The sequence below is a fragment of the Mesorhizobium escarrei genome (genome assembly GCF_935825525.1).
Taxonomy (GTDB): Bacteria; Pseudomonadota; Alphaproteobacteria; order Rhizobiales; family Rhizobiaceae; genus Mesorhizobium; species Mesorhizobium escarrei.
Map to the genome: position 1 here is coordinate 41,212 of NZ_CAKXZT010000046.1, position 12,750 is coordinate 53,961.

The following is a 12,750-nucleotide window of genomic DNA, read 5'->3' on the forward strand; positions in this document are numbered from 1 at the left end:
GATGTTCATCCTGCGCTTCCTCTGGGCGGTTCTGACATCGCGCTGGCTGTGGACGCTGATCGGCATCGCGCTGCTTTCTCTGGTTATCTGGGTGTTCGGCCCGATCGTCAGGGTCGGTGCTTACGAACCCTTCACCTCGGAAAATGTCCGCATCGTCATCATTGCGCTGCTGGTCATCTTCTGGCTGATCTGGCTGATCGTCGCGCAGCGCCGGGCGATCCGGGCCAACCGCATGTTCGTTGCCGAAATCGCTGCGCCCGTGGTGGAAAGACCGCTGAGCCCCGGCGAAGAGAACGTCGCCGCCGTCGGCGCCAAGTTCGCCGAGGTGATGGTCGAATTGAAGCGCCGCAAGCTGGGCGGACGCAAGTTCCTGCGCGAGATGCCCTGGTATGTGATCGTCGGGCCGCCGGCCACCGGCAAGACCACGGCCTTGCGCCAGTCCGGCCTGAACTTTCCGATCGATCTCACCGACGATCTGCAGGGCGTTGGCGGCACGCGCAACTGCGACTGGTTTTTCTCCGAGCACGCAGTTCTGATCGATACGGCGGGCCGCTATGTGCAGCAGGAGAGCCAGCCCGACGTCGATGCGGCGGAATGGCTTGGCTTCCTCGACCTCTTGAAAAAGCATCGCGGCCGCCGGGCGCTGAACGGCGTGATCGTCGCGCTTTCGATCGATGCGCTTTCAGAGGGCGACGAAGCCATCAAGGCTCATGGCCGCAAGATCCGTCGTCGCCTGGCAGAACTCAACGACCGGCTCGAAATCCGCCTTCCAGTCTATCTGATGCTGACCAAGGCCGATCTGATCAAGGGTTTCGAGGCTTTCTTCGGCGGCCTGTCGACGGCCTCGCGCGAGCAGGTCTGGGGGACGACCTTTGCGCTGGATGCGCGTGTCGACGCAAAGACCATAGAACGGGAAATCGCCACCCTTGCGACGGAGCTCGAGCGGCGGCTGGTGCCGCGCCTGGAGGACGAGGACAAACTCGCCGCCCGCGCCGAGATTTTCAGATTTCCCGCCCAACTGACGAGCCTGTCCGAACCTATCCAGGTGTTGGTCGAGGCGATGTTCGGCGAAAGCCGGTACGAAGAAGCCGCCTGGCTGCGCGGCCTCTATCTGACGTCGGCCACCCAGGAAGGGGCGCCCATCGACCGGCTGACCGCGGCGCTGTCTTCATCTTTCGGTCTTCCGCCGCGACGGGCAATGCCGGCGCCGCGCGTTGAAAAACGCAGCTTTTTCCTGAAGAACCTGCTGACCGAGGTGATCTTCAGGGAAGCCGGCCTGGGAACATTCGATCCGCTGGCGCAGCGCCGCCGCGCCTGGATCTGGCGTGGAGCCGCGGCCGCCTGTGCCGCCGCGGCCGTGTTGGCCGGTGCGATGTTCACCTGGTCCTACTATGACAACCGCAATGCGATCGCAGCGCAGGCGGGCCAGTTCGAAGCGCTGCAGGCGCCGCTGACCGCGGCAGCCGCGAGCCCGGCATCGGTGGAGCAGCCCGCCATCGACAGCGCGCTCAATGCAATGGCGGAGGTCGCAAATGCCCGTACCGCACCGCCGAGCAGTGCCCAGGACCTGCTGGGGCCGTCGGCATCGGCGGAGCTGCTGCGGGCGCAGGCCGACACTTACGAGCACGCTTTGCGCAACGTCCTCGAGCCGCACATGGTCGCTCTGCTCGAGGCGACGATGTGGCGGCAGATCCGCGATCCGGATTTCATGCTGGGGGCGCTAAAAACCTATCGCATGATGACGGGCCTGTCGCAGATGGACGCCGATTTCGTCCAGAACTGGTGGGTCAACGACTTGCCGGAATTCGCACCGGCGGCGCCCTTTCCGACCGCCGACGCGGAAGAGCACCAGCTTGCCGCGATCCGCCGCATGGCGGTCGACGACAGCTACATCGCGCCGGATCAGGCGCTGGTTGCCGAGGCGCTGAAAACGGTTTGCACGATTTCGCTGCCGGCGCGTGCCTACAGGCAGTTGCTGGCCGACCCGGCGGTGGCCGAACTCAAGGAATGGATTCCGGCGAATTTCGCCGGTCCCAACGGCGCCAAGGTTTTTGCGCGGCGTTCCGACAAGACGCTGCGCGTCGGCATTTCAGGCGCCTTCACCTATTCCGGCTTCCACGATGCCATTCTCGAACGGGTCGAGGACGTCGCCGCCCAGGCCGCACTCGATCGGGCGGTCTTTGCCGGAGGCTGTTCGGAAAATTCCGAAACCTCGGTCTCGGCGCTGTCCGAGGATATCCTGAAACTCTATTACGAAGACTACATCGCGCAATGGGACAGCATCCTGCGCGATATCAGGCTGGCGCCATTGGCCGACCTGAATGTCGCCAGCGAGAACCTCAAGGACCTTTCGAGCGCCGACTCCGCGCTAAAACGCCTGCTTACGGCGGTCGTTCAGGAGACCGAGCTGACCCGATCCGATGAAGCGCCGGCCGCCGACAACAAGGCGGCAGCCAAGGGCACATCGAAACTGCTCGGCAAGCTGGGGAAGCTGGGAAAGATCGTAAAGACAGGGGCAAAACTGCTGCCGCGCGCAGGCTCCGCCAACGAGGTGGATCTTACCGGCACTCTGGTGGCCGAACATTTCAAGCCTCTCAAGGGGGCGATCGCCGAGGTCGACGGCCAGCCGCCGGCGCTCGACGCCGCGGTGGTGGCGCTGACCGCACTTTCGAACGTGCTGCAGACGGTCACGGCCAATCCCGACCCGCAGGACGCCATCAAGAAGCAGGGTGGCCTCGCCGAACTGACCGGAGCGGTCGCCAGGCAAGCGCAGATCCTGCCCGATCCGGTCGACGACTGGCTCGGCGGCATCGCCGGCGACACCAGCGGCCTGACCCAGAAGGCGGTCACCTCGGAGCTCAACGCCATCTGGCGCGCCGACATCCTGCCGTTCTGTCAGGCGGCGCTGAACGACCGCTATCCGTTCAGCCCGGAAAGCGCCGTCGACGTCAATGTCCGCGATTTCGCCCGCCTGTTCGGGCCGGCCGGGATGATCGACGCCTTCATCAACGATCATTTGATCAGCTATGTCGACACCGCCAGCCAGCCATGGAAATGGCGCGCCGATTTCGGCCTCGACGCGGCGGCTCTGGCGGCGTTCGAACAGGCCAGGCGGATCCGCGACGATCTGTTTCCAGGCGGTACCGGCCCGGTGATGAGTTTTACGCTGCAACCGAAGGACCTGTCGCCCAACGTCACGCGCGTGACGCTCAATCTCGATGGCCAGAACCTCGTCTACTACAACAACGCGACGCGGCCGCAACCGATGACCTGGCCCGGCAAGGACGGCACCGGCGTCATCTCGCTCGCCTTCCAGCCGATCGACGGCTCGCCCGAAGTCATGTTGAACGAAACCGGCAGCTGGGCGTGGCTGAGGCTGCTGCGCAGCGGCCGTTTCACCGGCACCTCGCTGTCTGATGTCTACAGCCTGCGACTGGGCACGCAAGGCATGTACGCCGATTTCGAGCTTAAGGCGGCAAGCGTCGAGAACCCCTACAATTTGCAGATGTTCAAGAAGTTCTCATGTCCGCCGCAGATATGATCCTGCCCGGCTTTTACGGCAAAATGCCTGCCACCGGCGATTTCGTCACGCGGCGGCTGCCGGGCGATTTTGTGTTCATCTGGGACCGCTGGCTGGCGCAGCACATCGTGCCACTGATCGGCTCGGAAACCTGGCCGCGCACCACCGCGCTACGCTTTCTGGCCGGCCCGGCTTCTTTTAGCGCTTCGGCCGGCATTATTCTGCAGAGCGCCGACAGGGTCGGCCGGCAGTTCCCTTTGAGCGTCGTCGCGCAGCTTCCTGAGGCGCCCGTTCAGCTGGCCGATGCCGAGGCGTGGTTTGCCCAGATTGAAGAGGCTGCCATCGCCGCCCAGCAGGGCGAACTGACGCCAGATGAACTGGGCGCCGCGCTGGGCGCCCTGCCCGTGCCGTCGGTCGAGCCGGGGAGTGAGATCATCAGCGATATGGTGATGTGGACAGCCCGTTCCGACATTTTCGATATTGATCCGCTGTCACCGCAAGCGATGCTGGAGCAGATTTTTGCGGCAAGCTGGGAGACCAGCTGATGCAGATCTTTCCAAGACAATTGAAGGCCCGCTGTTTCAGCATCGCGTAAGGATGCGTGATTTCAAATGTGGATATTGTCCAACGAGACGCCATTCGCCGCCCAGGAAAGCTGGACGCGTGATGAGCGCGGACATGAGGTCTGGCTGATCGCGATCAAAGCGTCCTTCGAGATCGATCCCGACGGCAAGCAGCGGCTCTTGAAGGACCAGACGCCGGTGAACCTGGCGCCCATCTACGGATCGGACCCGAATGAGCTTCTTGACGAGACGGATCTCAATCTGGAGAAAAAGCACACCGACATTCTGGTCGAAGGACATGTCTATGCGCCCGGCGGGCGTCCAAATATCGAGAGCGTAGCGCGCATAAAAGTCGGCGACGTCGACAAGACCATCAAGGTAACGGGCGACCGTGTTTTCATGCCCGGCGCGGTGTCGGTGCGGATGAGCCGGCCGGAACCATTCACGAAAATGCCAATCAGCTGGCGCCGAACATACGGTGGCACGGATATGGAGGCATCGAAGCCGAACTGGGACCAGCGTAATCCGGTCGGTACGGGATTTGCAGTCGACCCGCAGCGGCTGATCAGCAAAACCGGACCTAACTTCGAGTATCCCGACGCGCCCTATCGTGACCACAAGAGCGGCAAGCCGGCCGGTTTCGGTCCGGTGGCGCGGCACTGGGAGCCACGCATCAAACATGCCGGCACCTATGGCGAGGAATGGGAGCAGACCCGAGACCCGCTTCTGCCGCGTGACTTCAGCCGGACATTTTTTCAATGTGCGCCGGAGGATCAACAAACCAAGGAGCCGCTCGTCGGATACGAGTTGGTTCAGCTCGGCAATTTCAGTGCCGATGGATTTCTCCAATTTCTCCTGCCGCGCATCACGTTCAACATAACCACGCAATTCTATGGACGCCCCGACCAAACGCATGGCGAGGCTCCGATACACACGCTGCGTTTGAAGCCCGACCAAAGGCAGTTCTCGATTGCATGGATGTCCGCTCTTCCGGTTCCTTATGATGAAGAGCGTTTGAAGCAGACTCGGGTGCGAATACGCCCACGCAGCGGCATCTCGCCCACGGTTGCCGCAACCGGCGTCTGGCTTGGGGAGGACGACAGTTGATCGCGAACAGCGAAACCATTGTCGTCGTGGGGGTCGGCGCGCGCACCCCGCTGGGGTTCGACGCTGCAACCAGCGCCGCGGCAGTTCGTGCCGGCATATCGGGCATCCAGGAACATCCGTTCATGATTGACCGGTTCGGCGAACTAATGAAGGTCGCGCGGGACACCGGTATCGAGGTAACGCTCGGCGGCCCCGCTCGCGCTGACGAGATTGCCATGTCACCGGCGCTCGACGCCCTCAAACCACTCCTGACATCGGGAAATGTGGCGGAGGTTTCCCTCTTGCTAGCAACCGGCGAAGCGCGCCCCGGGCAGCGGGACGGCTTTGCTGCTCAAGTGCATGCCGGTCTGCGCAGAAAACTTTCCGATCAGGTTTCGTTCACGGGAGGGGGCTCCACCGCTGGCGGCCACGCCGGCGGTCTAGTGGCAATCCATCACGCGTGCAAATCCCTGCGCGAAGGCAGGACGAAGCTCTGTCTTGCGGGCGGAGTCGATACCTATATGGAACCAGAGACGCTCGAATGGCTGGATGAGAACGAACAGCTCCATTCGGAGGGCAATATCTATGGCTTCTGTCCCGGGGAGGCAGCCGGGTTCTGCCTGTTGGCGACGCTCGGCACCGCCCGCGCCTACGGACTGACGCCGCTCGCCCAGATTGTAGGCACGGCGGTGGCCAACGAGGAGAACAGGATCAAGACACACTCGGTCGTATTGGGTGAGGGTCTCGGGACGGCTTTCCGGTCTTTGTTCGCCCACGCGCCCAAGGATCCCGTGGACCGCATCATCTGCGACATGAACGGCGAACGCTATCGAGGCACCGAATACGGGTTCGCAGCAATTCGCAATCCCGGCAGATTCCGCGACGCCGCCGATTTCGAGACGCCCGCAGACTGCTGGGGCGATGTCGGCGCGGCGTCCGGGCCACTTTATGTGAGCCTTGTTATCGAGGCCCAGGCTCGAAAGTACCAGAAGGGGCCGCTGTCCTTGATATGGGCCAGTTCCGAGAACGGGGCACGCGCGGCGGTGTTGCTCGGCTCGCGCCGGATGGATGTCTGAGCATTGTGGGGAATCTCCCGGCTATTGCAGATTGCGCAGCACTGGCCAATCGGAGCCGGGAGAGAAACGGTGTAGCCAATCATCGGTGGCGTCCGCATTGGCCAGGAATCCGTCACCGGGCAAGGGATCGACCCCCTTGAGAATATGACCATCCATGACCTTCGCCATCGCCTGATAGAGGCGGACGTCCTTCGCGAGCCGGTTGCGATCGAGCCCGGACGGTCCCTTTCCCAGTACGATTATCGTGCCGAAAACCTGGTCGTATATGGAGATGTCATGTTCAGCCCGAAGCGCATGCATGCGCCCGAGAACGTCCGCATCGGTCCTGAAGGGCGAGCCCAACAGGTTCAGCCAGCAAGGCGACTTCAGTTCGCGCCGCATCCGTTGCGCAACAAAGTCGAGCATGTCGATGTCCACGCCCCAGAAGCGCCGCGCCTTGGTATAGATTTCGGTGAATGCCTGGCGCCTGTTATCCGGAAAATAAGCAAAGACGGGACCGCCATGACCTGAATAGAGATCGATACGATCCGCGATGGTGCGCGCCAGGTTTGTCAGCTGGTCGGGCGGAAAGCTCAGCGGGAACAGGAAGCGTACGTACCAATGGGTTTCCCGTGACTTGTATTTCAGCCCGCGGATGCTGAGCGCAAAGCTACCTTCCTCGTCTTCGATCTCGCAACCATCCCAAAGTCTGGCCTCCACGGCGCGATGCTCCTGGATCCTTCTTCTCGCAGCCTCGAAATAGGCATACCGACGACCATCGGCCTGGGCCGATCGCGCCGATTGCGAGAGATAAGGCGTCGCCACCTCCGACCAGACCTGCGACTCCGGGATCTGGAAAAGTTTTATGCGGTCCCGCGGGCAAACAGAGGAATAGAGATCGAGCACCCAATCGAACTGCGCGACGGTCAGATTCTTCGGGTAGACCACCAGTTCCAGCAATATCTTGTTCAGCGGCCGTCCATTGATGACGCCCGATTTCAGCAGCGCAGGAGGAAATTCGACCGCGCTATTCATTGTCCTCGCCGCTGTCGGGAGCCTCCTCCCCATTGCGTTCAAGTTCGATCGCTCCACGCAAGGATTTCAGGAACTGAAGGAGGTACTCGTCGAAATCGGTGTATGTGTGCGTCAGTTCCGCCAGCCTGTACTCGCGAAAAGTGGCTACACCACCATTCTCCTTGTCGGGCGGCCACAGGAACAGGGACGTGTTGGCGTCCTCGCCCAAAACGATGGGAATAGCTCCCTCCTCGATGGGGTTCTCCTTCCCGAAATCTTCAAAGTTTTCCCATAGGTCGTCGAGCGTCTCTTCTATCCATTCCTGGTTCCTGCCGCCCGTCCCTAAGATCGCAGCATCGCCGTCGAAATCCGGCCAACCATCATGCAGCAGCAGGAAGGCGCGAAACGCCGGTGGGAGGGGGAAACCGCATTTCTTCTCGAAAATCTCGATCTTCCTTTCGGTAGCAGGTCGCGCTGGCGGGGGAACCGAGTCCTCATCGAACATGAGCCGTTCCAACTCGGCCTTTGCCGATGCAATCTCCGACACAAGCTTTTCGCGATCGTTATTGTTCATCATTTGCAATTACTCGGTGGGCAGCAGTCGCCGCTTATGCTTTCGTGCTTGCCGGGGCCGCTCGTTTCGAGATCATTCATCGCACCGCCGATCCATTTGTTTGGCTTGCTCGACATCCAGCGCAAGTTTTCTAGACGCGTCGGGTGGCCGTTGTGCTGTATTTCTTGTACATGATCGGGACTGAATCCGCTGTATTTGGGATCGGCTCTTTTTGCCTTAGCTTCCAGTTTTTTCTTGCAATCGTCCGAAACATCATGAAAGCCCATCTCGTGCGGTTTCGTTCCGTCCTCCGGACCTACGCCCTCTCTCGCCCTCCGCTTGATCCTCCTGCATTCATTGTTGCGCCGGCGATCATTGTCCTCGCGTCTGGCGCCGACCTGCTTGATGTCGGTAAACTCTGATGGCTGGCCAGTCAGCTTGTCATTGTACTGTTTGATTTTGGCGCAGATTTCTTCCAGCTCGCAATCGCTGTATGCTTTTCTTTTCTTTTTGGTCTTCCTGGATTTCCCCTTCGGTGCACCGCAACATAAAATGACGAGCTCCGTGCCCTCGGTCTTGCTTCGGGGGTCCTGATTGCCACCGAGATCGACCGTATTCTTGTCGTTGTGGAACTTCTTGTCGGTGTGGCGGCAGGCGTTCTTTCCGTCCATCTTCACGTCGAAGGAATAGGTGATCCAGTCGGTCGCCTTCATATTGACATTGGATTTGACCCCACCAACCGTCCCAGCTTCATCGCCATTGCTTCTGCTGTAATGCGAACCTTTGTTGGCGATCATCTTGCCCTTGGCAAAGACCGTGGTCGTGCCGTCGGAGAGAGAGGACTGCTGCGCAATGTTCGGGTAGGGAATCGGGATCGGGCCGCCCGGGCTGGGCGTTTTGCAGACATCCGGGATGGTCGCCATCGAAATGCCGATCGTCCCTTTGTAGGTCAGCCCAAGGTTGTTGACCGAGACATGCGACGTCATTGCCCGACATCCTTCGCCCAGTCCTTGACCCGGTTCGCGACCGGAAGGCTCGGCAGCACATCGTCGAAGTATTGGGCGAAGGCATCGCCCAGCACTTCCGGCTCAACGGAAAAAAGCGTGTCATCCTTTCGCGCTTCCGGAAAGAGTTCCCGAAACGCAGCGCCTGCCGCGGCCGCAAGTGCGGGTTGACGCATCTGATGCACAAGCCAATGCAGGATGGTCCGGTCGCCCAGCATGCCGGCGCCACGTACGGCCAGCGGCGCCGTTTCTGGAGACCTGAGAAGTCCGCCCATCCAGGCGCGCACGTCCTTGTCAGGCGTCGCCTTGACCGCGGCACGCAACGCCGTCAGTGCATCAGGCCCGCCGCCGACCGCCACCTTCCGCAATTCGGGGCTGGCCAGGTCGCATGAGCCGAATTCATTCAGGGCCCAGGCAGCCCAAAACCGCACGTGTTCGTCGGCATCTTTTAAGGAAGCGACTAATTCATTGACGAGGTCTGCGCGTTTTAATTTTCCGGCGAGGCGCAAGCTTGTGGCACGTACGCGCGCATCGGGATCGCGAACCAGCCGCCCCAACATCTGTTTGGCATCGACCAGATGCTCGATGCAGGCCGATACGCCGAGATATCGCTTGAACGCATCCGGCGTCCCGACCCAGTCCCGCACCAGCGGGGCGATGATTGCAGGCTGATGCCATGCCAGCGCACCAACCAAACCGCAAGCGTCGTCCTCGCTTTGACGGCCTAATTCGACAACCTCGGCTATGCGGCGGCTGTCGTTCAGTTCGATTGCCATCCAGCCGAACAGGAAAAGCTCGCCTTTCTCAGGAAAATCTTCGTAAGTCGCCACGATGAACGGCCAAGCCGACGGGCCCGCGATGCGCAAGCCGTCAAGGTTTGCCTCCAGCCGTTTGTCGACACCGGTGACAACATCGAGGTCCGGCGGATCGTCTTGCATCAGAGTGTCGCGCTGGGCCCAGAAGAAAGCAGCCTCCTCGGCATGCTGCCTGACGACATGCGACACGATCCGGTTTTGCTGCGACCTCATCCGCGACCCTTTCCGGGCTGGTCAGTTGAGGTCGATCGAGCCGCCGCGGATACGATTGGCCGCGCTGGCATGGGTGGTGACATAGGTGCCGCGAATAGTGATACGGCCGTCATTCTCCATCAATATCGCGGCCTTGCCGCAGCGCAGTTCAATACGATCCGCGCCAGTGATGCGTACATTTTCGCCGTCGCAGACGACGAGCGGTGCATTCGTCTTTCTCTCCGGATTGACAAGACGGCCGACGACAAGGGGCCTGCCTGGATCGCCGGCTTCGAAAAGCAGCGCGACTTCGCTGCCGACCATCGAGGAATTGAGTTCGGTGAGGCTGCGTGCCGGGACGGCCGTTTGCCTCGGGTTGCCCGGAAAGACCACCAGCGGCAAAGCCTCATCGCCGTACCCAAGAAATACGCCGATGACCACGCCCTCAATTCGCTCGCAAACCTCGTTCATCCTACCCTCAGTTCTCGCTGATCTTCGAGCCCTTCATCACGATGTCGCTCGAAGCTTTGATGGTTATCTTGCCTGTTGCCTTGACCGAAATGTCCTTGCCCTCGATGCCGATCGAGCCGTCCTTCTTCATCATGATTTTTGCGGAGCCCGTCTGGATGAGGATCTCCTCGCCGACATCGATCACGAGTTTCTTGCCGACCTTGATCGTGCTGCTCTCGCCGATGTCGATCGAACTGGCCTTGGCGACCTTCAGTGCGTGCGCGCCGCCGACATTGGTGGAATCGTCGTCACCAATTTTGGCGCTGCGTGTCGAACCGATATCGCTGCTCTGGTTCGCTCCAACCTTGACGCTCTGATCGGCCGCTATCTGCCAGCTGTCGCTTGCACCGATATCGTGGCTTTGCGCAGCACCTACGGTGACCGAGCGGGTCGCACCGATCGTGTTCGCTTGCGGACCGCCCACGGTTCGGGTCTCGGATGTTCCGACCGAGTCGACCCGAGCCGCTCCGACGGTCACCGTTTGGACAGCGCCGACCGTTTGCGTGTGTGCTATGCCAATCGTCTCCGTCGAGTTCGCTCCGATACCGATCGTCTCGTTCGATCCCACCGTCAGCGAACGGTTCACCCCCACCGTCTCGGTGTCGTTGTTGCCGATGTCGGTTGTCTGGTCGACGCCGACCTTGACCGTCTTGTTGTTGCCGACGTCCTCGTCGAGGTTGTGGCCGACCGAGTGCTTGGCGTCGTGGTCGATGCGGTCGGACTGGTCGTGCTGCACAAGCTTGGTGCGGTCGTTCTTGATCAGAAGGTTGTGGTCCTTCTGCGCCTGGAAATTGACCAGTTCGGAGCCGGCCTTGTCCTCGAACATCAGCTCGTTGTAACCGCCGCCGCCTTTCGACGAGTCGGATTTCCAGCCGGACTGCGTGGCACTGCCCGGCAGCCCGTAGGGCGGCATCTGGGAGGCATTGTAGACGCGGCCGGTGATGATCGGCAGATCCGGGTCGCCTTCGATGAAGTCGACGATCACCTCCTGGCCGATGCGCGGGATCTGGATGAAACCCCAGCCGCTGCCGGCCCAGGTCTGCGAGACCCGCACGAAGCAGGAACTGTTCTGGTCCTTTTTGCCGAGACGGTCCCAGTGGAACTGGACCTTCACCCGGGCATATTTGTCGGTGAATATTTCCTCGCCGGACGGGCCGACCACCGTCGCCGTCTGCGGGCCGCGCATGATCGGCCGTGTCGTGACTCGCGGTGGGCGATAGGCCAAGGCGGTCGGCGCCACGCCGAGGATCACCTTGAAGTTCTCGCTTTCGACGTCGGCAAGGGCTCTGTAGCCTGGATCGAACAGCCTGTATTCGGCGCTGACCACCAGATATTCCTGGTTCTGGTCTTCCCTTGGGAAGCCGTCCAGCTTGAACGTGCAGCCCGAATACAGGCCGCGCACGGTGCCGACTGCAGCGATGCGCTGGTGCACGGCCTGGATTTCCTCGCGCCGTATCGCGGCAAGGCTGTCGCCGCGGCCGACGTCGAGATGCGCGCCGGGCTGGCGGTAATTCTCGCCCGCGGCCAGATTGTGACTGAACGGCTGGGCCGATTTGGCCATCAGGTCGGCGCCCGGCTTCTCGAAATCATAGTCGGTATGGACATAGGCGCCCGGCCGCACCGAGCTGCCTGGAATCCATTCGGTGATGTATTCGACATCGCGCCGGGAGCCCTGCCCTTCAAAGTGATAGGGCACCTTTTCATAGCCGGGCGCCGGCTTGAGCTTGTTCATGGCATCGGCGAGCACAAGCGTGTGCTTGCCCTCGTCGTGCTCGAAGAAATACAGGATGCCTTCGTGCTCGAGCAGCCGCTGCACGAAATCGAGATCGCTCTCGTCATACTGGACGCAGTATTCGCGCGGCGGATAAGACCCTTGCAATCGCTTCTCGAATTTTGCCGTGCTGTATTTCGAGAAAACCTCCTCGACGATTTCGATGACGCTCATGTCCTGGAAAATGCGGCAGTCGGTGGTATTGCCGAGAAACCAGAGCCATGGCCTGATGACGGCTTCGTAGTAAGCCAGACGGTCCTCGATCCGGGTCAGCCGAAACTCGGAGACAAGGCCGCTGAACCAGCGTTTGGGATCGGATTCACCTTCGATCGAAACCGCACCGCCCAGCATCTTCAGTGGGTCGACGTCGGGGCTGCTGCTTACGAACCCGACCGTATAGGCCAAACAACGACTGATCTCATCGCGCCCGACAAGATGCGTGAAGGTCAACAGGTCAGAGCCAACCGGCGTCTGCACAACCGTGGCACGTTCGTTCGGCATGGGTCGTGCCCCCTCCCGCCGCTCGTTTCTGCCTGAGCCTAGCACATGTCTTGCACCGACCAAAGGGGACCCTTGGTGACTGCAGCCTAATCGCCTGTGAAATCATCGACTTGAACGCTTCTGTGCCGCGCGCTCAGAAATTGCTGGTATAATGGGGTGTCCTGGG

General features: G+C 61.1%; 10 protein-coding genes. 4 read left to right on the top strand and 6 right to left on the bottom strand.

Annotated features, from left to right (window positions below; genetic code table 11):
• Position 1: 1 nt before the first annotated feature.
• The 4 genes from tssM to NMG80_RS03935 all read left to right on the top strand — a co-directional run bounded on the left by tssM (position 2) and on the right by NMG80_RS03935 (position 6,245).
• Positions 2-3,541: a type VI secretion system membrane subunit TssM gene (tssM, locus tag NMG80_RS03920; protein ID WP_254016919.1), complete on the top strand. Its 3,540-nt coding sequence runs from the start codon at positions 2-4 to the stop codon at positions 3,539-3,541.
• Positions 3,538-4,065, top strand: a complete 528-nt coding sequence (gene tagF, locus NMG80_RS03925) for a type VI secretion system-associated protein TagF (protein ID WP_254016920.1) — start codon at positions 3,538-3,540, stop codon at positions 4,063-4,065. Before tssM ends, tagF begins: the two co-directional genes overlap by 4 nt.
• A 66-nt stretch (positions 4,066-4,131) precedes the next feature.
• Entirely contained in the window at positions 4,132-5,190 is a 1,059-nt protein-coding gene (locus NMG80_RS03930; RefSeq protein ID WP_254016921.1) for a DUF2169 family type VI secretion system accessory protein, read from the top strand.
• Complete coding sequence (locus NMG80_RS03935; RefSeq protein ID WP_254016922.1) at positions 5,187-6,245, top strand: beta-ketoacyl synthase N-terminal-like domain-containing protein; 1,059 nt, start codon at positions 5,187-5,189, stop codon at positions 6,243-6,245. The genes NMG80_RS03930 and NMG80_RS03935 overlap by 4 nt, the downstream gene beginning before the upstream one ends.
• A gap of 21 nt (positions 6,246-6,266) precedes the next feature.
• Here the strand turns inward: NMG80_RS03935 and NMG80_RS03940 are convergent, their stop codons facing one another.
• The 6 genes from NMG80_RS03940 to NMG80_RS03965 all read right to left on the bottom strand — a co-directional run bounded on the left by NMG80_RS03940 (position 6,267) and on the right by NMG80_RS03965 (position 12,584).
• Positions 6,267-7,259 carry a type VI immunity family protein gene (locus NMG80_RS03940; RefSeq protein ID WP_254016923.1) on the bottom strand — a complete coding sequence of 331 codons (993 nt, stop codon included), beginning with the start codon at positions 7,257-7,259 and terminating at the stop codon, positions 6,267-6,269.
• Positions 7,252-7,815 carry an SMI1/KNR4 family protein gene (locus NMG80_RS03945; RefSeq protein ID WP_254016924.1) on the bottom strand — a complete coding sequence of 188 codons (564 nt, stop codon included), beginning with the start codon at positions 7,813-7,815 and terminating at the stop codon, positions 7,252-7,254. Before NMG80_RS03945 ends, NMG80_RS03940 begins: the two co-directional genes overlap by 8 nt.
• Positions 7,812-8,777, bottom strand: coding sequence for a DUF4150 domain-containing protein (locus NMG80_RS03950; RefSeq protein WP_254016925.1), 966 nt, complete (start codon positions 8,775-8,777; stop codon positions 7,812-7,814). Before NMG80_RS03950 ends, NMG80_RS03945 begins: the two co-directional genes overlap by 4 nt.
• The gene (locus NMG80_RS03955; RefSeq protein ID WP_254016926.1) at positions 8,774-9,571 is read right to left on the bottom strand and encodes a HEAT repeat domain-containing protein; all 798 of its coding nucleotides are present in this window, start codon (positions 9,569-9,571) and stop codon (positions 8,774-8,776) included. The genes NMG80_RS03950 and NMG80_RS03955 overlap by 4 nt, the downstream gene beginning before the upstream one ends.
• 273 nt (positions 9,572-9,844) lie before the next feature.
• Positions 9,845-10,273, bottom strand: a complete 429-nt coding sequence (locus NMG80_RS03960) for a DUF6484 domain-containing protein (protein ID WP_254016927.1) — start codon at positions 10,271-10,273, stop codon at positions 9,845-9,847.
• A 7-nt stretch (positions 10,274-10,280) separates the two neighbouring features.
• A complete protein-coding gene (locus tag NMG80_RS03965; RefSeq protein ID WP_254016928.1) occupies positions 10,281-12,584 on the bottom strand; it encodes a type VI secretion system Vgr family protein in 2,304 nt (767 codons plus the stop codon).
• Between the last annotated feature and the right edge of the window lie 166 nt (positions 12,585-12,750).